Below are 21,482 nucleotides of genomic sequence, written 5' to 3' on the forward strand. Positions count from 1 at the left end.
CGCGTGCAGACGCGCGCAGACGCTTACTGACGCTTATGAACGACGCACGCGCGCGTGGCGCCCTTTCGGGGCTCCACGCGCGCGTGCGTCTCGCTTTCGCCTTCGCTGACGGACCGCTCGGGGCGGCTCAGCCGTCGCCTTCGCCGCCGGCGACATCCCCGCCCTGCGTGCCGCCGTTCGTCACCGGCGGGTCCTCGCTGGTCGGGGTGCTGGGGTCGTCCGTCGGCTCCGTCGGGTCGTCCGTGGGCTCCGTCGGGTCGTCCGTCGGCTCGGTCGGGTCGTCCGTCGGCTGGCTCTCGGTCGGCGTCGTGGGAGTCGTCGGGCCGGTGGTGTTCGGCTGTTCTGGGGAGTAGCTGCCCTGACCGCCGGAACCGTCGCCCGGCAGCGTCTCCTCGTCCGAGGTGTCCTCTTCCGGACTCTTGCTCGGCTTCTTCGTATCCGACTGCTTGGTCGGCGCCTTCGTCGGGCCTTCCTTTTCCTTCTGCTTGCCGTCGCCCGCCGTCAGCGCGTACGTGACACCCACGGCGATCGCGATGACCGCGAGCACCGCGAAGATCCACATCTTGCCCCGGCCGCGGCCGTTCCCGTCGCGGTGACCGCCGTCGAAGCCGCCGTCGTCGCCGCCCGGGGGACGCAGCATGGCGCCCGGGATCTGCGCGGTGCCGGAGTCGCCCGGGTGCTGCATCGCGGTGGTGCCCGCGACGCCCATCGCCGGGGTGCTGCCGCCCTCGTGCATGCCCGCCACGTCGACGGGACCGGTGTTCCAGGTCCCGGTGTGGCTGCCCTGCTCGTGCAGCATCTGCAGCCCGTACTGGACCAGACCGCGCATCTCCTCGGCCGTCTGGAACCGGTCGTCCGGGTCCTTGGCGAGCGAACGCATCACCAGGCCGTCCAGCTCCGGCGGCGCCGCGTCCGAGGTCTCGGACGGCGGGACGGGGATGTCCTGGACGTGCTGGTACACGACGGAGAGCGGCGTCTCACCGGTGAACGGGGGCCGCAGGGCGAGCAGTTCGTAGAGCAGGCAGCCGGTCGCGTACAGGTCGGAACGGTGGTCGACGGCCTTGCCGAGCGCCTGCTCCGGGGAGAGGTACTGGGGCGTGCCCATGACCATGCCGGTCTGCGTCATCGTCGACTGGGCGCCGTGCAGCGCACGGGCGATGCCGAAGTCCATCACCTTCACCGCGCCGGTGTTGGTGATGATCACGTTCGCGGGCTTGATGTCGCGGTGCACGATGCCGTGCTGGTGCGAGTACGCGAGCGCCTCGAGCACCCCGGAGACGATGATCAGGGCCTGCTCGGGACCCGGCGCCTCCGCGTTGAGCAGCAGATCGCGGATCGTCCGGCCCTCGACGATCTCCATGACGATGTACGGGACGACACTCGGCCCGACGACGTCCTCGCCGGAGTCGTAGACCGCCACCACCGCATGGTGGTTGAGCCCCGCCACCGACTGGGCCTCACGCGTGAAGCGGGCCTTGGAGACCGGGTCTTCCGCGAGGTCGGAGCGGAGCAGTTTGACGGCGACCGTACGACCGAGACGTACGTCCTCGGCCGCGAACACCTCCGCCATGCCGCCCCGGCCGAGTCTGTGGGTCAGCCGATACCGGCCGTCCCCGACAAGTCCGCCATTACCCCACAACTCCGGCGCGTCTGACATACCGCCGCCACTCGCCTCGGGGTCGGACGGGCCCTGAGCGCGCTGCGTCTGTGCCATCAGTCCTCGCCGTCGTTTCTGGTCGTGGTGCTTGGTGGTACTGGGGGAACCCCGCCGGGCCACGCTACAGCCTTCGCGTGGCCCGGCGGTTCGAGGTGGACCGGACATCAAACCCGCCGGGGACCCTGTCACGCAAACTTGTAACGCTTCCGAGACGCTTCTTGCGCGTACGGTCACGGAACGGGCATCGAGCTTGACGTGGCAGTGCCCTCGGGCAGACTTGGCCAGGAATAGCGGGAATCGATCACCGACCGCGGAGCCGTCCGGCACACCGCGCCGATGGGGGACGCACGACATGAGCAGCCAGGACGGCGCACAGGGACGGTATGCGGGGCGCTCGCTGGCCGGTGGCCGGTACCAGCTGCGCGATCTTCTCGGTGAAGGCGGCATGGCCTCCGTTCACCTCGCGTACGACTCCGTACTCGATCGTCAAGTCGCGATCAAGACGCTTCACAGCGAACTCGGACGCGAGCAGTCCTTCCGCGAGCGCTTCCGCCGCGAGGCCCAGTCGGTGGCCAAGCTCACGCACACGAACATCGTCTCGGTCTTCGACACCGGCGAGGACGAGCTCGACGGCACGACGATGCCGTACATCGTCATGGAGTACGTGGAGGGCAAGCCGCTCGGCTCCGTCCTCGACGCGTCCGTCGCCCAGTTCGGCGCCATGCCGAGCGACCAGGCCCTGAAGATCACCGCCGATGTGCTCGCCGCGCTCGAGATCAGCCACGAGATGGGCCTGGTCCACCGCGACATCAAGCCCGGCAACGTGATGATGACGAAGCGCAACGTCGTCAAGGTCATGGACTTCGGCATCGCCCGCGCCATGCAGTCCGGCGTCACCTCCATGACGCAGACCGGCATGGTCGTCGGCACCCCCCAGTACCTCTCGCCGGAGCAGGCGCTCGGCCGCGGCGTCGACGCCCGGTCCGACCTGTACTCCGTCGGCATCATGCTCTTCCAGCTGACCACCGGACGGCTGCCCTTCGAGGCGGACTCCCCGCTGGCCATCGCGTACGCGCACGTCCAGGAGGAGCCGGTCGCTCCGTCCTCGATCAACCGCTCGCTGCCGCCTGCGGTCGACGCGATCGTCGCCCGCGCGCTCAAGAAGAACCCGAACGAGCGTTTTCCGACCGCCGAGGCCATGCGTGACGAGTGCCTGCGCGTCGCCCAGTCCCTTCAGGCGGCCGCGCCGAGCATCGTGCCGGGCGCCCAGACGGCGAGCGGCGCGGGCGTCGGCGCCGCGGTCTTCCCGCCGGTCGACTCCTCGCTCCCGCAGCAGGGCGGCGTCCAGACGCCGTACCAGCCGGGTCCGGGTACGTACGGCCCCGCCACACCGGCCCCCGTGACCCCGGGGTACGGCTACCCGCAGCAGGGTGGCTACCCGACCCCGGCGCCCACGAACGCGTACGCCCCGCAGGCCTCGCAGACCCCGCCGCCGTACACGCTCTCGCCGCAGTCGGCGCAGACGGCCGTGCACGGGCAGGGCGGCGGTTCCGGCTCGGGCGGCGGCAAGCGGAACATGCCGATGGTCGTCGGCTCGATCGTCGTCGCGCTGCTCGCCATCGGCGGCGTGATCGCGGCGGTGTCGATGAGCGGTGACGACGGCGGCAAGGACCCCAAGAAGAAGGAGTCGAACGCGCCGGTGGCGGGTCATCGGGGTCCGGACCGGACCCAGACGATCGACACCGAAGAGTGCACCGAGCCGGAGACCGCGTACAACGACGAGGACAAGATCAAGGTCCCCGACTTCACGTTCCAGGACTGGCGCTCCGTGCAGAAGTGCCTGCAGGCAGCGGGCTGGCAGTACGACAAGCGCACGGTGGACGAGAACACCTACGGGGAGGACACCGTCATGTCGCAGTCCCCCAAGGAGGGCTCCGACATCGACCCGGACGACGTGGACATCGAGGTCACCATCTCCACGGGCAACCCGGCCTGAGCCGCAGAACCTTCAGAGCCGCCGCAGAACCTGACGCCTGACGCGAAGGGCCCGGTCACCTCGTGACCGGGCCCTTCGCGTCTTCGTACGTACGTGTCGTCTTCAGTACCGGATGACCTCTAGAGGTAAGGCCCGCCGGTCCGCCCCGCGATACCGCCGTCCTCTTCATCCTCGCCGCCGCCCACACCGGGCGGCAACGCGCGCCGCATCGATTCGAGCTGCGCCCGCGCCGCCATCTGCTGCGCGAAGAGGGCCGTCTGGATCCCGTGGAAGAGCCCCTCGAGCCAGCCCACCAGCTGGGCCTGCGCGATGCGCAGTTCGGCGTCGCTGGGCACTCCGTCATCGGTGAAGGGGAGGGAGAGGCGCTCCAGTTCCTCGACGAGCTCGGGGGCGAGACCGTCCTCGAGCTCCTTGACCGAACTGGCGTGGATCTCCTTGAGCCGTACCCGGCTCGCCTCGTCGAGAGGTGCCGCCCGCACCTCCTCGAGCAGCTGCTTGATCATGCTGCCGATACGCATGACCTTCGCCGGCTGTTCGACCATGTCCGTCACCGGGACCTCGCGGGATTCGTCGTCTCCGCCGCCGCCGAGCGCCATTCCGTCCTGTCCGACAACCAGGACCTGGGGGCTCTCCGGCGACCGTTCGTTCCTCGGCATCTCCATGCCGCCATTCTCTCGCACGCGTACATCACACATCGGTGGTGCCCCCATTTGCCGCTGATCCACCGTGTACGAGGGGGCCGACCGTGTAACGAGGGAGCCAGCCGTGTCAGCCGCGGCGCAGCCGTACGGCGAAGAATCCGAGACCGAGGCCGATGAGGACCAGGCCGCTGCCGAGCGGCAGGACGCGCAGGCCGGGCAGGGCGGGTTCGGTGGCGGTCCGCCGGGTGGCGTCGGATGCGGTCGTCCGGGTGGCGGACTGCCGGTCGGCCTTCTCGGCGGGGGGCGGCTCCGGCCTCTCGGCCGGTACGGACACCGTGGCGGGCGGTGGTGGTGGCACCGGATCCGCACGTCCGGGCCGGGCCCTGCCGTCGCCGGAGACGCTTCCGGCGCGGGTCTCGCTGGGCGAGGGATCGGCGGCGTACGCGACAGGTGAGACACCTGAGACAGGTGAGACGGCCAGGAGCACCGTCAGAACCAACAAGGGGCGAAGCCATGGAGTCACCGTGCTGACCCCCTCCCGCTACCGGGTCGCCAAGATCAAGAGAGATCACTGAAGCTGCATCAAGCGTCACACAGTGACACAACTCCGGCATCTTGACCGTCTCGGCGACCCGGCAGCGGGAGCAGCTGCGGGAGCAGTTGCAGGAACAGCCGCGGGACAGCGGGAGGCCACGTCCCCGCGCGCTAGCGGACGAGCAGCACCTTCCCGATGTGCGAGCTCTCCTCCAGCACGCGATGGGCGGCCGCCGCGTCACTCATCGGCACCGTCCGGTCGACGATCGGGCGTACGTGGCCCGCGGCGATCAGGGGCCACACGTGCTCGCGCACCGCTGCGACGATCGTCGCCTTCTCCTCGGCGGGACGGCCCCGCAGCGAGGTCGCGGTGACGGCGGCACGCTTGCCGAGGAGCGTGGCGATGTTCAGCTCGCCCTTGACGCCGCCCTGCATGCCGATGATCGCGAGTCGGCCGTTGGTCGCGAGGGACTGCACGTTCCGGTCCAGGTACTTGGCACCCATGTTGTCGAGGATGACGTCCGCGCCCGCGCCGTCCGTGGCCTTCTTGATCTCCTCGACGAAGTCCTGCTCGCGGTAGTTGATGAGGATGTCCGCGCCGAGCTCGCCGCAGAAGTCGAGCTTCTCCTTGGTGCCCGCCGTGACCGCCACCTTGGCACCGACGGCCTTCGCCAGCTGGATCGCCATGGTGCCGATGCCGCTGGAGCCGCCGTGCACGAGGAACGTCTCGCCGGGCCGGAGGTGGGAAATCATGAAGACGTTGGACCAGACCGTCGAGGTCACCTCGGGCAGCGCGGCCGCCGTGACGAGGTCGACGCCTTCGGGCACGGGCAGCAACTGTCCGGCGGGGACGACGACCTGCTCGGCGTAGCCGCCGCCGGCGAGCAGCGCGCACACCTCGTCGCCGATCTCCCAGCCGGAGACGCCGGGGCCGATGTCGGTGACGCGGCCCGCGCACTCGAGCCCCGGGTAGGGGGACGAACCGGGTGGCGGGTTGTAGAAGCCCTGGCGCTGGAGCAGGTCGGCGCGGTTCACGGCGCTGGCCACGACGTCGACCAGCACCTCACCCTCGCCGGGTACGGGATCGGGGACCTCGGCCCATACGAGCGCTTCGGGTCCACCGGCTTCGGGGATCGTGATCGCATGCATGCGGGCGAGGCTACTCCCTGCGGATTCCGGCCGGTCCGACTACGTGCGCAGTCCGCCCCGCGGCGGATTCGACCGGGCGTCGGGCGCCATCGGTGACGTCGGCGTCGCCCGCACGATGGTGATCAGCCGGTCCATCAACTGCAGCTTCCCGACGGCAGGATCGTCGTATCCGAGCACGCGGTGCCCGCGTACGACACTGACCACCAGGTCGTCCGTCTCGCGGACGCCCATCCCCACCTCGGCCTTTATCACCGGCCGTTCGACGAGATCGAGCCCGCTGCCCTGCTGGATCAGATCCTCCATGACCATGCCCGCGCTCGGGCTGAGCACGGAGAGGCCGAGCAGCCGTCCCGCCGCGCTGGCGCTGGTGATCACCGCGTCGGCGCCGGACTGGCGCAGCAGCGGCGCGTTCTCCTCCTCGCGCACCGCGGCCACGATCTTGGCCCCGCGGTTCATCTGCCGGGCGGTCAGCGTGACCAGGACGGCGGTGTCGTCGCGTTGGGTCGCGATGATGATCTGCCGGGCGCGCTGCACCTCGGCGCGGAGCAGCACATCGCTGCGCGTCGCATCGCCGATGACGCCCGCGTAGCCCTCGGCGGTGGCGGCGTCGACGACCTTCGCGCTCGGGTCGACCACCACGATCTGCTCGGGCTTCAGACCGGTCGCACAGACGGTCTGGATCGCGGAGCGGCCCTTGGTGCCGAAGCCGACGACGACGGTGTGTTCACGCAAGTTGGACCTCCAACGGTTGAGACGCCATTCCTCGCGCGTCCGCTCCGTGAGTACTTCAAGGGTGGTGCCGACCAGGATGATCAGGAAGAGCACGCGCAGCGGCGTGATCAGGAGAATGTTGCAGAGCCGCGCGCTGTCGCTGTACGGGACGATGTCGCCGTAACCGGTGGTGGAGAGCGTGACGGTGGAGTAGTAGGCGGCGTCGAGGAAGTCGAGCCCGTCGTCCGAGTTGTCGTGATAGCCGCCGCGGTCGATCCAGACGATGAAGGTCGTCAGGGCGAGCACGGCGAGCGCCATCATCAGCCGCTTGCCGACCTGCAGCAGGGGGCGCTCGACCACCCGGCGCGGCAGCTTGATCCGGTGGGTGACGAGGTGTTCGTCGGGGTTGCGGGCGATGGCGTCATGGCCGGGAAGTTTCACGTGAAACACTCCCCGGCTGTGTCTGCGGCTGTGGTTGTCGCTGTGGCTGTGGTTGCGGCTGTGGGTGCGGCTGCGTTCGGGCCGGTGGCTGTGGCCGCGTCCGGGCGTGTGGCTGTGGCCGCGTTCGTGCCGGTGGCCGCGTTCGTGCCGGTGGCCGCGTTCGTGCCGGTGGCCGCGTCCGAGAGGGCCCACGGGAGGTCGAGAACCTCCAGCTCCTGGCCCTGTCGCCCGCCGCCCGGCGGGACGACCGCGAGCCCGTCGGCCACCGCGATACCGCGCAGCATCGCCGGGCCGTTGTAGTGCAGCGGCACCGCGTGGTCGGCGCGGAGCATGACGGGGACGAGACGGGTGTCGTGCGGATGCCCGTGCACGTCCTCGCGCAGCTCGGCGGTGTACGCCGACGTGGCGGGTCGCCCCGAGAGCGTACGCAGCAGGGGCTCGGCCAGGGTCAGCAGGCCGGAGACGGCCGCGAGCGGATTGCCGGGCAGGCCGACGAGGTGCTGGTCGGGGCGGATGCGGGCGAGCAGCATGGGGTGCCCGGGGCGTACCGCGACGCCGTCCACGAGGAGCTCGGCGCCGATGCGGCGCAGGATGGGATGGACGTGGTCGACCGGCCCGGAGGCGGTACCACCGGTGGTCACGATGAGGTCGGCGGCGGATCCGGTGATGGCCTGGTGGAGCGCCTCGGCATCGTCACCGAGCCTGCGCACGGCGATGACTTCCGCGCCCAGTGAGCGCAGCCAGGGCGGAAGCATCGGCCCGAGCGCGTCGCGGATGAGGCCCTCGTGGGGGAGCCCCTCGGTCAGCAACTCATCGCCCAGGATCAGCACTTCGGCTCTGGGCCGGGGGACCACGGGCAGTTCGTCGTAGCCTGCGGCTGCCGCGAGACCGAGCACCGCCGGAGTCACCAGGGCGCCGGGCGGCAGCAGTTGATCGCCGGAGCGGCACTCCTGGCCGCGCGGCCGGATGTCCTGCCCGTGCGCGACGTCACGCCGGGGGTGCAGCCGTCCCTTGTCGTCCGTGAGGCCGTGCTCGCTGCGGATGACGGCGGTGGCCTCCTGCGGAATCCGCGCCCCGGTCGCGATCCGCACGGCCTCGCCGTCGGAGAGCGGGTCCGGCCGTCCGTGCCCGGCGAGGATCCCGTCGGCCCGCACGTCCCACGGCCCGGGTCCCGCGACGACCCAGCCGTCCATCGCGGAGGTGTCGAAGGAGGGGAGATCCGTGAGGGCGACGAGGGGCGCGGCGAGTACCAGGCCGAGCGCTTCCCCGAGGGGGACAGCGGTGGGCGCGGCGGTGGAGGGCACGGGCCTCGGCGCACGGCCGGCGAGGGTGCGGGCGACGGGCCAGGGGGTGATGTCGCGGTGGTCGCGGTGCTTGGCCGCCTGGGGGTCTCCGTTCGGCTTCGGCCCCTGCCCGGGGGGAGCGGACGGGGCGGACGCGGCGGGCGTGCCGGGAGCGGCTGGTGTGCCTGGAGCGGGCGGTGCGCCTGGAGCGGGCGGTGTGCCGGGCGGAGGCGGTGTGCCGGGCGGAGGCTGGGGCACGGCTTCGTGCCCCAGGTTGCCCGGGGCGGCCGACGCACCCGCGCCCCGAAGACCGCCGCCGACGGGCTCACCGTCGGCGCGCCTGCCGGTCCTCCGGCCATGGTCGTCGTTCACCAGGGCGAGAGCCTCGTCGAGCTCGGCGTCCGGCGCGGGCTGCCCACTCATCCGGCATCCGGCCGCATGTCGGCCCGTGCGTCCTGCCCCGGGTCGGGAGCGGCACCCGGCGGCGTGACGCCAGGTGCCACGCCAGGCGTCGCGTCGGGCGCTGCGTCAGGCGCTGCGCCCGCGTCGGAGCCGCCCTCCTCCGCCCACCGCGTGGCCAGCGCCGCCGCCTTGCGGGCGGCCTCGGCCACTGCCTCGGGCCCGCCGCCCTCCGCGGCCCGCGCCGCCGCGTACCCCACCAGGAAGGTGGTCAGCGGAGCCGCAGGCCTGGCCACGCCGTGTGCGGCGTCGCGCGCGAGGTCGAGCAGCAAGCCGGTGTCGACGTCGAGCTCGATGCCCAGTTCGTCCTTGACTGCGGAAATCCATTCATCCAACACGTGCCCATGCTCCCTGATGCGGGCCCGAGCGGCCGCGATGTCGTCCCAGGTGTCGCAGTCGAAGGACGCGACGGGGTCGGCGACCCGGGTGAGTTCGAGCCGCGCGGTGAGGGACCGCAGCGGAAGTCCTGTCAGACCGTCGTGCTCAGCGGCGAGCAGTGCGATCTCACGCTTCAGCGACGCACTGCGGTAGGCCGCGACCAGCGGCTGGTCCCGGCCGCCGGGATCGCTCAGCACCGCACCGTCCGCGCCGCTCTTCCGCAGCGCGGCGAGAAGGCTGTGGACCGTCCGCCTCTCCAGGAACGGCAGATCGGCGGAGAGCGCCACGACCTGCTCCGCCCCCGTGCACCGCAGCCCCGCGTCGAGCGCGGCGAGCGGCCCCGCACCGGCGGGTTCCTCGCGCGCCCACACCACGGGGCGCGCGGTCGGACGGGGCTCGGCGACGACCACGGTCGTCCCCGCGCCGGAACACGCGCCGAGCACCCGGTCGAGCAGCGCCCGGCCGCCCACCCGCAGGCCCGGCTTGTCCGCACCGCCGAGCCGTCTGGCGCCGCCTCCCGCGAGGACCACGGCGTCGTACGGATCGTCGTAGGGGACATCCGCCGGGGCGGCCTTCGAGACGTCGGCCGAAGCGGCGTTCGAGGCGGCGTCCTGGGCATCGGTCGAGGCGGCGGTCGGGGCGTCGTCCGGGGCATCGGTCGGGGCGGCGTTCGAGGCGGCGGATACGGCGCCACCCGGAACCCTCTGCGCGGTCATCCCCCGAGTATGGGCGCACGAAGGATCAATGCCACCCCCTGTACGGGGACTCACATCACCGCGCCAGGACTCACACCGCCGCCCCGCGCCTCCTCACACCGACCGCAGCAGCACCGCGGGCTGCTCCACGCAGTCCGCCACGAACCGCAGGAACCCGCCCGCCGTGCCTCCGTCGCACACCCGGTGATCGAACGTCAGCGAGAGCTGCACGACGTGCCGCACCGCCAACTCCCCTTGGTGCACCCATGGCTTGGGCACGATCCGGCCCACGCCGAGCATGGCCGCCTCGGGGTGATTGATGATCGGCGTGGAGCCGTCGACCCCGAACACCCCGTAGTTGTTCAGCGTGAACGTGCCGCCCGTCAGTTCCGCCGGCGTCAGCTTTCCGTCCCGGGCGGCCTCCGTGAGCCGGATCAGCTCGGCGTTGACGGAGTCGGTGGTCCGCGTGTTCGCGTTCCGCACCACGGGGACGACAAGACCGCGGTCGGTCTGCGCGGCGAAGCCGAGGTGGACATCGGCGAGCCGGACCACCTCGCGCGCCTCCAGGTCCACGGTGGAGTTGAGCATCGGATAGCGGGCCAGCGCGGCCACGCTGATGCGGGCGAACAGCGCGAGCAGCGAGATCTTCCGCCCGTCGCCCTCCTTCGCGGCTCCGTTCATCGCGGCGCGCGCCGCGAGCAGTTCCGTCGCGTCGGCGTCGACCCAGCAGGTGGCTTCCGGTATCTCGCGCCTGCTGCGGGACATCTTGTCCGCGACGAGGCCCCGGATGCCGGTCAGCGGATAGCGGACTTCCGCACCCGTCAGGGCAACGCGCGGCTCCTCGCTCACCGCTCCCACCGGTGTGTGCGTGGTCTCGCTCATGGGCGTGGCCGCAGGCGTAGGTGTGGCCTCGTGTGCGGGCGCCGGTCCCGCCGCGATGGCGCTCTCCACGTCCGCCCTCGTGATCAGCCCGTCAGGACCCGTGCCCATCAGGACACGGAGATCCACGTCGTTCTCCCGCGCCAGCTTGCGTACGAGGGGTGAGATCACCGGTATCGGGCCGTCCGCGCGCGGGAGTGTGCCCGCCCCCGAAGAAACCGAGGCCCCGGACGGCCCGGCGGCCTGCTCCTGCCGCCGCGACGGCTTCTCCTGCCGGGCGGACTGCGGGACGGCCTGCGGGACGGGCTGCGGGACGGCCTGCGCGGCAGGCTTCGGCGCGGGCTGCGTGACAGGCCCCGCCGAGCGCACCCTCCTGCGCCGCGCGGGCGCCGCAGCCGTGCCGTACCCGACCAGCACGTTTCCGGAGGACTCCTCGGCGGCGGCCGTCTGCAGGGCCCGCTCCGCCGGCTCCTCCGGAGCCGGGACAGGGCTCCCCGCCGGGGCGCCGACGGCGACCGTCAGCAGCGGCGCGCCCACCGGCAGTTCCGTCCCTTCCTCGCCGAAGAGGGCCGTCACCACGCCGCCGTACGGGCAGGGCACCTCCACCAGCGCCTTGGCCGTCTCCACCTCGACGACGGGCTGGTCCACGGCCACGACATCGCCGACCTGCACGAGCCAGCGGGTGATCCCCGCCTCCGTGAGCCCCTCGCCGAGGTCGGGCAGCTTGAACTCGAGGCTGTTCACATTCAGACCGGGCGCCATCAGCTGTCCGCCTCCCACTGCAGTCGCGCGACCGCGTCCAGGATCCGGTCCACGCCCGGCAGATGATGCCGCTCGAGCATGGGCGGCGGATAGGGAATGTCGAATCCGGCGACGCGCAGGACCGGCGCCTCCAGGTGGTGGAAGCACCGCTCCGTGACGCGAGCGGCGATCTCCCCGCCGGGGCCGCCGTACCCGCCCGACTCGTGCACGACGACCGCGCGTCCGGTCCGCCGCACGGAAGCGGCCACCGTCTCGTCGTCGAAGGGCACGAGGGAGCGCAGGTCGACCACTTCGAGGTCCCACCCCTCGGCGACGGCCGCCTCGGCCGCCTCCAGGCAGACGGGCACGGACGGCCCGTACGTGAGGAGCGTGGCGCTGCGCCCGCTGCGCCGCACCACTGCCTTGCCTATGGGGTCAACGGCCTGCGGCGCGTCCGGGTTCCAGTCGGCCTTCGACCAGTAGAGGCGCTTCGGCTCCAGGAAGACGACGGGGTCGTCGGAGGCGATGGAGGCCCTCAGCAGGCCGTAGGCGTCGGCGACCGTGGCGGGCGTGACGACATGGAGCCCCGGAGTCGCCATGTAGTACGCCTCGGAGGAGTCGCTGTGGTGCTCGACTCCGCCGATGCCACCGCCGTAGGGCACACGCACCGTGATGGGCAGCGGCATCGCGCCCCTCGTGCGGTTCCGCATCCGCGCGACGTGGGAGATCAGCTGCTCGAAGGCGGGGTAGGCGAACGCGTCGAACTGCATCTCGACGACGGGCCGGAGCCCGTACATCGCCATGCCGACGGCCGTCCCCAGGATGCCCGCCTCGGCGAGCGGTGTGTCCGTACAGCGGTCCTCGCCGAACTCCTTGGTGAGTCCGTCGGTGACACGGAAGACCCCGCCGAGCGCCCCGACGTCCTCTCCGAGGACGTGCACGGCCGGGTCCTCGGCCAGGGAGTCACGCAGCGCGCGCCCCAGCGCCTGCGCCATGGTGGCCGGTTTGGCCGCCTTCTTGGTGGCCCGTTCGGCCGCGACCGTACTCATCGCGCGTTCTCCTCGCCGTCCGCGTCGTCTTCGTCCGATGCCTCGAGCTCGGCGCGCAACTGCGCCGCCTGCTCGCGCAGTTGGGTGGTCTGCTCGGCGTACACATGGCTGAAGAGGTCCATGGGGTTCAGCTCGGGGTCCTGGTTCATGCGCTCACGCAGGTCGGCCGCCATCGCCTCGGCGTCGTCGCGGGCCGTCCGCCTGCGGTCCTCGTCGAGGAGTCCGCGCTCGGTCAGCTCCCGCTCCAGGAGCAGGATCGGGTCGTGCGCGCGCCAGGCCTCGACCTCGGTGTCCCCGCGGTAGCGCGTGGCGTCGTCGGCGTTCGTATGGGCTTCCATGCGGTACGTCACCGCTTCGACGAGGGTGGGGCCGCCGCCCGCGCGTGCGCGGGACACCGCGTCGCTCAGCACCTCGTGCACCGCCGCCGCGTCATTGCCGTCCACCAGGCGTCCCGGCATTCCGTACCCGACGGCCTTGTGGGCCAGGGACGGGGCGGCCGTCTGCTTGTCGAGGGGCACGGAGATCGCGAAGCCGTTGTTCTGCACCAGGAAGACGACGGGTGCCTGCCAGACGGCCGCGAAGTTCAGCGCCTCGTGGAAGTCGCCCTCGCTCGTGCCGCCGTCGCCGACCATGGCGAGCGCGACCACGTCGTCGCCCTTCAGACGGGCGGCGTGCGCGAGACCCACGGCGTGCGGGAGCTGGGTCGCCAGAGGGGTGCACAGGGGCGCTATGCGGTGCTCTCGCGGGTCGTACCCGGTGTGCCAGTCGCCGCGCAGCAGGGTCAGCGCCTGGACGGGGTCGAGGCCACGGGCGACCGCGGCGAGCGTGTCCCGGTAGCTGGGGAAGAGCCAGTCCCGCTCCTGGAGAACCATCGCGGCGGCCACTTCGCACGCCTCCTGGCCGGTGCTGGAGGGGTAGACCGCGAGCCTGCCCTGCTTCGTCAGGGCCGTCGCCTGCGTGTTGTACCGCCGTCCGAGCACCAGCTGTGCGTACAGGCGGCCCAGGAGCTCCTCGTCGGCCTTGCCGGCGGCCTCCGTGCCCAGGACGCGATACGGCTCCGCGTCGGGCAGCAGCGGCGCGGGATCGGTCCTGAGCTGCCATGCGGGTGGCGGGGTGGGCCGGTAGACGCCCCGCTGCTCCATGACCGTCATGTCGGCACCTCCATGTGGAAGCGGTCTCCTCGTGGGAGCGGCAAAAGAGGCGCGGCAATGTGAGGCGCCTCACCTACCGATTGTTCGGTCGTCGGCACATTTTGGCTACAGGCACCTCCAGGCTGTGGACAAACGGTTCTGCACAGCCTGGGATGGATGCAGTACGTCCATGGTAGGGAGGCGGGGGGACATGGCATCTGAACGAATGGCCGACGGACGCGACGGTGATCGTCCCGAAAGCCGGTCCGGCGACCGCCAGGAGGGCCTGCCCCGCCCCCTGGACTCCATCGACCGCGACATCCTGCACATCCTGCACACGGACGGTCGCGCGTCGATACGCGCCGTGGCCGAGCGCGTCCATGTGTCACGGGCCAACGCGTACGCGCGCATCAACCGCCTCATCGACGACGGGGTGATCCGCGGCTTCGGCGCCCGGATCAACCACGAACGGGCAGGCCAGGGCGCATCCGCGTACATCACGCTCAAGATCGTCCAGAACACCTGGCGCACGGTGCGCGAGCACCTGCGGACACTGCCGGGCGCCTCGCACATCGCGCTGGTCAGCGGCGACTTCGACGTGCTGCTCCTGGTGCACACGCCGGACAACCGCGCACTGCGCGAGCTGGTCCTCACCCGGCTGCAGTCCATCCCCGAAGTGCTCAGCACACGTACGTTGCTGGTCTTCGAGGAGGACGACCTGGAGGCGGAGAACTGATCCGCAGGCCGCGGAGGCGGGCCTGTCAGCCGGAGCCGGTGCGTCAGCCGCCGCTGCGCAGCCCCGCGAAGGCCATCTGGACGACGGCGTCGGCGACCTGCTGTCCCGACGAGGCGCCGCGTGCGTCCGGTCGGTACCACTCCGCGATGGAGTTGATCATTCCGAAGAGCAGCCGGGTGGCCAGGCGCAGCTCCATGTCCGAGCGCAGGTCGCCGTCGGCGACGGCTTCCTTGAGCAGATCGGCGACCTGCTGGTCGAACTCCCTGCGCCGCTCCATGGCCCACCGCTCGGTGTCCGTGTTGCCGCGCACGCGCAGCAACAGCGTCACATAGGGCAGTTCGGCGATCAGCACCTCGACGGTGCGGCGCGTGACGTGCTCCAGGCGCTGCACGGCGGTGCCCACGCGCGCGTGCTCCTCGGCGAGGATCCCGAAGAGCCCGTCGAGCGCCCGGCTGACCGCACGGCGCAGCAGCTCTTCCTTGCCCGATACGTGGTGGTAGATCGAGGACTTGGAGATTCCGGCCGCCTTGGAGAGGTGCTCCATGGACGTGCCGTCGTAGCCGCGCTCGTTGAAGACCCGGACGGCCACCGTCAGGAGGCTCTCCGGGGTGTACGTGTCACGCCTGGTGGTGGTCATGAGTGGAGGTCCTCTCGCGCTGCCGCGCGGCGAAGCGCCTGGGACGGTGCGTAGCGGCCGGTGGGGTACTCCTGGTGCAGGCATTCCAGGATGTCGATGGCCCAGTGCAGGTTGAGCGACTCGCCCCATTCGAGCGGTCCGCGCGGGTAGTTGACGCCCAGGCGCATCGCCGTGTCGATGTCCTCCCTGCTGGCGACACCGCGCGCGACGGCGTCCTGGGCGAAGTCGACGAGCATGGCGACGGTCCGGGCCACGATCATCCCCGGGACGTCGGCGATGACGCTGACCTGCTTGCCCAGCGCCTGGAAGAGGCCCACGGCCTCCTGGAGCTGGTCCTCGCTCACCGCCACGGAGGGGGCCAGGGCGATCCTGGTCGCGGAACGGTAGTCCAGCGCGAGATCGAACTGGATCACCGCCGTCTCGGCGTCGTCCGCGGCGCAACCGTCGGCCAGATACATCCTGACGCCGCTGGGGAGTTCCATCCACCCGGGGCGGTCGGGGTCGTAGGGCTCCTTGAGCGCGATGTCGATCCCGGCTTCGTCGATCAGCTTGACGACGTCGTGCGCCTGGAACTGGTCTCCATGCACCGCGACGGACGCCGGAGCCGGCGCGGGCGCCGCCGTGTGCGGCTCGGCGCGCGCCGCGTCGTCCCCGTACGCGTACCAGCCCTGGCCGGACTTGCGGCCCAGGCGACGCGACTCGACGAGACGGCGCTGGGCGAGCGACGGCGTGAACTTGGGGTCCTGGAAGAAGGACTCCCACACGGAGCGGGTGACGGCTTCGTTCACGTCCTGGCCGATGAGGTCGGTGAGCTCGAAGGGGCCCATCTTGAAGCCGCCCGATTCGCGAAGGACGGCGTCGATGGTGGCCGGGTCGGCGACCCGCTCCTCATGGAGGCGCAGCGCCTCGGCGTAGAAGGGGCGGGCGATCCGGTTGACGATGAAGCCGGGGGTGTCCGCGCTGCGCACCGGCGTCTTGCCCCAGGCCCGCGCCGTCTCGTACGCGCGCGTGGCCGCCGTTTCGTCGCTCGCGAAGCCGCTGACGACCTCGACGAGAGGGAGGAGCGGCGCGGGGTTGAAGAAGTGCAGGCCGACGAAGCGGCCCGGCTTCTTGAGCGTGCCCGCGATGGCGGTGACGGAGAGGGAGGACGTGTTGGTGGCGAGGAGACAGTCCTCGGCGACGATCTCTTCCAGCTCTTCGAAGAGGCTTTGTTTGACGGGCAGTTGTTCCACGATCGCCTCGATGACCAGTCCGCACCCGGCCAGCTCGGCAAGACGGTCGACCGGCGCGAGCCGGTCCCCCGCGGCGACGCGGTCGTCGGCCGTGAGCCTGCCCTTCGCGACGAGCCGGTCCAGGCGTGCGCCGATCGCCGCGGCGGCGGTCCTCGCCTGGCCCTCCACGGCGTCGTACAGCCGCACGGGGTGGCCCGCCAGCAGGGCGACCTGGGCGATGCCCTGCCCCATGGTGCCGGTGCCGACCACGGCAACGGAGCTGCTGAGCTCGAGTGCTGTCATGCTCGCGATCCTCCCGCACGAGGTGCCCGCCGGAAGGTGCGGGGTGCCCGGCGAGAAGTTGTCCACAGGTTCGGCGGACCCCCTTGTCCCGACCGATCGTTCGGTTACTCTAGCTCTGTCTGTCCGTCCCTGCCCACTGCCCTGCCCAGCTCGCCGGCTCGACGAAGAGCCGGCTCGACGAGGAGTTGGTCCGATATGGCCGCCGAACTCACCGCGCACCAGCTGATCGCCACGCACCGGCCCACACTCGACCAGGCGCTGGAGACGATCCGCACGCGCGCGTACTGGTCGCCGCACCCCGAGCACCCCAAGGCCTATGGAGAGAACGGCAGCCTGAGCCTGCCCGAGGGCAAAGCCGCCTTCGACGCCCTCCTGGGCAACCGCTTCGATCTCGACCAACCGGGCACGGACGACTGGACCGGCGCGGAAGTCTCTCCGTACGGGCCCGAGTTGGCCATCACGTACCCCCACCCGGACATCGACACGCTGCTGCCCGCGATGCGCGCCGGAATGCGTGCCTGGCGCGACGCGGGCGCGGAAGTGCGCGCGATGGTCTGTCTGGAGATCCTGTCGCGCATCAGCGCACGCACGCACGAGCTGGCGCACGCGGTCATGCACACCAGCGGCCAGGCCTTCATGATGGCCTTCCAGGCCGGCGGACCGCACGCCCAGGACCGCGGCCTGGAAGCGGTGGCGTATGCGTACGTCGAGCAGGCCCGCACCCCTGACAACGCGGAGTGGTCCAAGCCCCAGGGCAAGCGCGACCCGATCGCCCTGGACAAGCGCTTCACACCCGTGGCGCGCGGCATCGCGCTCCTGATCGGCTGCAACACGTTCCCGACGTGGAACGGCTACCCGGGCCTGTTCGCCTCCCTGGCCACCGGCAACCCCGTCCTGGTCAAGCCCCACCCGCGCGCGGTGCTGCCGCTCGCACTGACGGTGCGCATCGCGCGTGAGGTCCTCGCCGACGCGGGCTTCGACCCGAACCTGGTGTGCCTGGCCGCCGAGCGGCCGGACGAAGGCATCGCCAAGACCCTCGCCGTCCGCCCCGAGATCAAGATCATCGACTACACGGGCTCGACGGCCTTCGGTGACTGGCTGGAGGCCAACGCCCGCCAGGCGCAGGTCTACACGGAGAAGGCCGGCGTGAACACGGTCGTCGTCGACTCGACGGACAACTACAAGGGGATGCTGGCCAACCTCGCCTTCTCCCTGTCGCTGTACAGCGGCCAGATGTGCACGACCCCGCAGAACCTCCTGATCCCCCGGGACGGCATCGCCACGGACGCCGGAGCGAAGTCGTACGACGACGTGGTGTCCGACCTCGCCGCGTCGGTGAACGGCCTGCTCGGCGACGACGCCCGTGCGAACGGCATCCTGGGCGCCCTGGTCAACCCGGACGTGAAGGCCCGCCTGGAGGCGGCGACCGGACTCGGCGAAGTGGCTCTCCCCTCACGGGAGATCAGCAACCCCGAGTTCCCGGACGCCGTGGTCCGCACCCCGGTGATCGTCAAGCTCGACGGCGCGAAGCCGGACGCCGAGGCGGTCTATCTGAACGAGTGCTTCGGACCCGTCTCCTTCGCCGTCGCGGTCGATTCCTCGGCGGACGCCGTGGAGTTGCTGCGCCGCACGGTGCGCGACAAGGGCGCGATGACGGTCGGCGCGTACACGACGTCGGACGAGGTGTCCGGTGCCGTGGAGGAGACCTGCCTGGAGGAGTGCGCCCAGCTCTCCTTGAACCTCACGGGCGGCGTCTATGTGAACCAGACGGCGGCGTTCTCGGACTTCCACGGCTCGGGCGGCAACCCGGCGGCGAACGCCGCCCTGTGCGACGGCGCGTTCGTGGCCAACCGCTTCCGTGTGGTGGAGATCCGCAGGGACGCCTGACGCTCGGCGGCGGGTTCAGGCCTCCGTGCCCGGGGGCCTGCCCGCCGACCAGTGGAAGAGGGTCATCCCGACGCTGGTGGCCAGGTTGTAGCTGGAGACCTGGGGCCGCATCGGCAGCGACACCAAGTGGTCGGCGCGCTCCCGCAGTTGCGCGGAAAGACCACTGCGCTCGGACCCGAAGGCCAGCACGGCGTCGTCCGGCAGCTTGAGGCCGCGGATGTCCTCGCCCTCCGCGTCGAGCGCGAACACCGGCCCCGGCGGCAGCTCGCGGACGTCCATCCGCTCGACGGCCGTGGCGAAGTGCAGGCCCGCGCCACCGCGTACGACCGTGGGATGCCAGGGGTCGAGCGTGCCGGTCGTGACGACTCCCGTCGCCCCGAATCCCGCGGCGAGCCGGATCACGGCCCCGGCATTGCCCAGATTGCGGGGGTCGTCGAGGACGACGACCGGCGCGGTCCTCGGCATGCGGGCCAGCGCGTCGAGGTTGGCGGCACGGGACGGACGGACCGCGAGGGCGGCCACCCCTGTGGGGTGCAGACGCGGCACAAGGGCGCGCAGGGTGCCCTCGGGGACCTGGACGATGAGCGCGTCGAGGGCGTCCCTCACATCGGGCGCGAGGTCGTCGGCAAGGGCGAGGACCGCGGCCTTGTCCCCGGCAAGCGCCGAGGGGATCGGCGCTCCGAAGCGCAGCGCGTGCTTGATGGCGTGGAAACCGTCGAGGAGCACGGAGGTGTCGGCGGCCTCGCGCCAGGCACGCAGGGCATCGTCCGGATCAGGCTGGTGCGTCCCGTTCATCCCGCGTACGTCCCGTTCATGAAGGGAAGCCTACGCGCGCGTGCTCGGTGGATTCCCTGGCCGGTTCCTCGTCGGCCCCGCGTTGCACCGGCACCGTACGACCGCGTGAGAACCGCGAGAACAGCGCTCCACGCGCGCGTGCCGTCCAGCCGCCGACGCGTCGCAGGAACGACGTCGGCAGGAACACCGCGTCGGCCGCGATCATCGCGAGCGAGAAGAACGGCAGGCCGAGGACGACGGCGATGACCGCGTGCTCGCAGATCATGGCGGCGAGCAGGACGTTCTTGACCCGCCTGTTGAACAGGGTGAAGGGGAAGGCGACCTGCACGGCGACCGTCCCGTACGTCACCAGCATCACCATGAGGCCGTGCGAGGCGAGCAGGTCGGAGAGCGCGGGCCAGGGGGAGAAGTAGTCGAGTTGCAGCGGGTAGTAGATGGCCGTGCCGTCCTGCCAGCGGCTGCCCTGGATCTTGTACCAGCCTGCCGTCGCGTAGATCAGACAGGCCTCGACCATGATCACCAGGAGTGCGGCGTTGTGCGCGAGCTTCACGATGACATCGAGGAGCCTTCGCCCCTCGCCGTCGGGTGCGCGCCGCGTGACGGCCCACCACAGGCCGTGCGACAGCCACAGCCCCCAGAAGACCAGCAGCCAGCCGCCGCTGAGCTCCCCCATGAACGTCACCACGGACAGGCCAAGACCAAGAATCCACCACAGCACGGGCCCGACCCGGTCGACGGGCTCCGCCGCCTTCTCCAGATCTTCCGGCCGGCCGGCCGACGCCGTACGCGCGCGTGCGGCGCGCCGGGCGTCGAGCGACCAGACCTGGCCGCAGCGCGTGAACACCAGGTAGGTGGCCATGAGGTGGATGACGTTGTCGCCGCCGTCGCCCATGAAGATCGAGCGGTTCTGCAGCGAGAGCACGCCGATCATGAAGAGCACGGACATCGTGCGGGTGCGCCAGCCGAGCATCAGCAGGACGCTGCTGAGGACGGCGAGCGCGTACAGGGCCTCGAACCAGATGGGCCCGTCGGACCACATCAGGGCCGTGAAGGCGTGGTTCTCCGCGATGAGCTGCTGGGCCATGTCCCAGCTCCACGGGCTGTCGGGCCCGTACAGCTCGTGGCGGTTGGGGAGTTCGCGCAGCAGGAAGAGCAGCCAGGTGGCGGCGAACCCGATGCGGACCACTGCGGTCTGGTAGGGACCGAGGGCGGATGCGGTGATCCGTTCGATGCCGTGGCCGAGCACGGAGCCGAAGCGCTTCATCGGGTGTCCCCCTCGGACTCCTGGGCCTTGCCCAGCGGCATGTCGTCAGGTGTCACCGGCCACCAGGGCAACTGGCGGAGCACCGGTTTGGTGGTGACCTTCTCGTCGCTCCACTCGGGGGCGGGCACGTTCGTGGTCTTGGAGCGGACCTGGACACGCTCGACGGTGGCACCCCGGCCCATGGGCTCCTCGCGCTCGACGCGCATCACGACGATGCGGCGGATGTAGCGCTCCGAGAGCTGTCCGCGCAGGCCGCGGGGACGATTCTGCGCGTCGTGCGCGGCGACGTAGAAGTCCCAGGCCCTGCGCAGTTCGTTCTGCTGCGTGTGGCTGGGCAGCAGATTGCCGTCGATGGCGGCGCCGTCGCGCGCGGAGAGGTCGTACCAGCCGGTGGTCCGGGTGCTTCCGTCATCCGTACGGATCTCGGCGCGGGCCTGCACCGCGATGTTCTGCTGCATCGGGTTGGGCGCGAAGAGCTTCCAGTTCTGCTCGAACTCGGGATAGATCCAGTCGTCGACGGCCTGGCCGTGCTGCTTGGTCATGGTGTTCGCGGGGGCGACGTGGAGGAAGAGCATCCCGACGTGGACGCAGGCCGTGACGGTGATGAGGGCGAGCGCCAGCGCGGCGGCGACCTGATAGCGCGGGGAGAGGGCGGCGATGCCTGCGCGGGGCGGGGGCAGATCGGCGCGGGCGGGCCGGGTGGCGGGGGTGCCGTCGGAGGGGTGGGGGGCGGTGACGCCGTCGGAGGGTGAGGTGGCCGCTATGCCGCCGGAGGGTGAGGTGGCCGCGATGCCGTCGGAGGGTGAGGGGACGGCGTTGAAGGACGGGAGCGGCGGCTCGTTCGCGTTGTTGTCGTTCGCGTCCATTCCGCCCCGATTCCCGATCCCGCACGGTGGTGTGCGCCCG

General features: G+C 71.2%; 18 protein-coding genes. 3 read left to right on the plus strand and 15 right to left on the minus strand.

The window, feature by feature from the left end:
* Positions 1-127: 127 nt before the first annotated feature.
* Complete coding sequence (locus AC07AG_RS24185; RefSeq protein WP_478757562.1) at positions 128-1,714, minus strand: protein kinase domain-containing protein; 1,587 nt, start codon at positions 1,712-1,714, stop codon at positions 128-130.
* Positions 1,715-2,009: 295 nt separating this feature from the next.
* Between AC07AG_RS24185 and AC07AG_RS24190 the strand changes: the two genes are divergently transcribed.
* Positions 2,010-3,653 (plus strand): protein kinase domain-containing protein, encoded by a 1,644-nt coding sequence (locus tag AC07AG_RS24190; RefSeq protein WP_478757564.1) that lies wholly within the window; start codon positions 2,010-2,012, stop codon positions 3,651-3,653.
* Positions 3,654-3,772: 119 nt separating this feature from the next.
* Here AC07AG_RS24190 and AC07AG_RS24195 read toward each other — a convergent pair whose 3' ends face one another.
* From AC07AG_RS24195 to pdhA, 9 genes are all read right to left on the minus strand, one after another.
* Positions 3,773-4,315 (minus strand): bacterial proteasome activator family protein, encoded by a 543-nt coding sequence (locus AC07AG_RS24195; protein ID WP_363314693.1) that lies wholly within the window; start codon positions 4,313-4,315, stop codon positions 3,773-3,775.
* Positions 4,316-4,421: 106 nt separating this feature from the next.
* Entirely contained in the window at positions 4,422-4,796 is a 375-nt protein-coding gene (locus AC07AG_RS24200; RefSeq protein ID WP_478757566.1) for a hypothetical protein, read from the minus strand.
* Positions 4,797-4,999: 203 nt separating this feature from the next.
* Positions 5,000-5,977, minus strand: a complete 978-nt coding sequence (locus AC07AG_RS24205; RefSeq protein ID WP_478757568.1) for an NAD(P)H-quinone oxidoreductase — start codon at positions 5,975-5,977, stop codon at positions 5,000-5,002.
* Between the two features lie 39 nt (positions 5,978-6,016).
* Positions 6,017-7,129: a potassium channel family protein gene (locus AC07AG_RS24210; protein ID WP_249588838.1), complete on the minus strand. Its 1,113-nt coding sequence runs from the start codon at positions 7,127-7,129 to the stop codon at positions 6,017-6,019.
* Entirely contained in the window at positions 7,126-8,835 is a 1,710-nt protein-coding gene (locus AC07AG_RS24215; RefSeq protein ID WP_478757570.1) for a molybdopterin molybdotransferase MoeA, read from the minus strand. Before AC07AG_RS24215 ends, AC07AG_RS24210 begins: the two co-directional genes overlap by 4 nt.
* On the minus strand, positions 8,832-9,965 hold the full coding sequence (locus AC07AG_RS24220) for an NTP transferase domain-containing protein (RefSeq protein WP_478757571.1): 1,134 nt from the start codon (positions 9,963-9,965) through the stop codon (positions 8,832-8,834). Before AC07AG_RS24220 ends, AC07AG_RS24215 begins: the two co-directional genes overlap by 4 nt.
* Before the next feature lie 93 nt (positions 9,966-10,058).
* Positions 10,059-11,585 (minus strand): dihydrolipoamide acetyltransferase family protein, encoded by a 1,527-nt coding sequence (locus AC07AG_RS24225; protein WP_478757573.1) that lies wholly within the window; start codon positions 11,583-11,585, stop codon positions 10,059-10,061.
* Positions 11,585-12,613, minus strand: coding sequence for an alpha-ketoacid dehydrogenase subunit beta (locus AC07AG_RS24230; protein ID WP_478757575.1), 1,029 nt, complete (start codon positions 12,611-12,613; stop codon positions 11,585-11,587). The genes AC07AG_RS24225 and AC07AG_RS24230 overlap by 1 nt, the downstream gene beginning before the upstream one ends.
* On the minus strand, positions 12,610-13,764 hold the full coding sequence (pdhA, locus tag AC07AG_RS24235) for a pyruvate dehydrogenase (acetyl-transferring) E1 component subunit alpha (RefSeq protein ID WP_478757577.1): 1,155 nt from the start codon (positions 13,762-13,764) through the stop codon (positions 12,610-12,612). Before pdhA ends, AC07AG_RS24230 begins: the two co-directional genes overlap by 4 nt.
* 205 nt (positions 13,765-13,969) lie before the next feature.
* Between pdhA and AC07AG_RS24240 the strand changes: the two genes are divergently transcribed.
* Positions 13,970-14,479: an Lrp/AsnC family transcriptional regulator gene (locus AC07AG_RS24240; RefSeq protein ID WP_478757919.1), complete on the plus strand. Its 510-nt coding sequence runs from the start codon at positions 13,970-13,972 to the stop codon at positions 14,477-14,479.
* Between the two features lie 43 nt (positions 14,480-14,522).
* Here the strand turns inward: AC07AG_RS24240 and AC07AG_RS24245 are convergent, their stop codons facing one another.
* Complete coding sequence (locus AC07AG_RS24245; RefSeq protein ID WP_478757579.1) at positions 14,523-15,116, minus strand: TetR/AcrR family transcriptional regulator; 594 nt, start codon at positions 15,114-15,116, stop codon at positions 14,523-14,525.
* A complete protein-coding gene (locus AC07AG_RS24250; protein WP_478757581.1) occupies positions 15,113-16,630 on the minus strand; it encodes a 3-hydroxyacyl-CoA dehydrogenase in 1,518 nt (505 codons plus the stop codon). The genes AC07AG_RS24245 and AC07AG_RS24250 overlap by 4 nt, the downstream gene beginning before the upstream one ends.
* Positions 16,631-16,825: 195 nt before the next feature.
* Here AC07AG_RS24250 and paaN point away from each other — a divergent pair, with 195 nt between their 5' ends.
* Positions 16,826-18,517: a phenylacetic acid degradation protein PaaN gene (paaN, locus tag AC07AG_RS24255; protein ID WP_478757582.1), complete on the plus strand. Its 1,692-nt coding sequence runs from the start codon at positions 16,826-16,828 to the stop codon at positions 18,515-18,517.
* A gap of 15 nt (positions 18,518-18,532) precedes the next feature.
* Here paaN and AC07AG_RS24260 read toward each other — a convergent pair whose 3' ends face one another.
* The 3 genes from AC07AG_RS24260 to AC07AG_RS24270 are packed head-to-tail and all read right to left on the minus strand — an operon-like array spanning position 18,533 to position 21,442.
* Positions 18,533-19,312 carry a TrmH family RNA methyltransferase gene (locus tag AC07AG_RS24260; protein ID WP_478757583.1) on the minus strand — a complete coding sequence of 260 codons (780 nt, stop codon included), beginning with the start codon at positions 19,310-19,312 and terminating at the stop codon, positions 18,533-18,535.
* A gap of 16 nt (positions 19,313-19,328) precedes the next feature.
* Positions 19,329-20,576, minus strand: coding sequence for an HTTM domain-containing protein (locus AC07AG_RS24265; RefSeq protein WP_478757585.1), 1,248 nt, complete (start codon positions 20,574-20,576; stop codon positions 19,329-19,331).
* Complete coding sequence (locus AC07AG_RS24270; RefSeq protein WP_478757586.1) at positions 20,573-21,442, minus strand: DUF5819 family protein; 870 nt, start codon at positions 21,440-21,442, stop codon at positions 20,573-20,575. Before AC07AG_RS24270 ends, AC07AG_RS24265 begins: the two co-directional genes overlap by 4 nt.
* Between the last annotated feature and the right edge of the window lie 40 nt (positions 21,443-21,482).

The sequence above is a fragment of the Streptomyces sp. NPDC044044 genome (assembly GCF_056434405.1).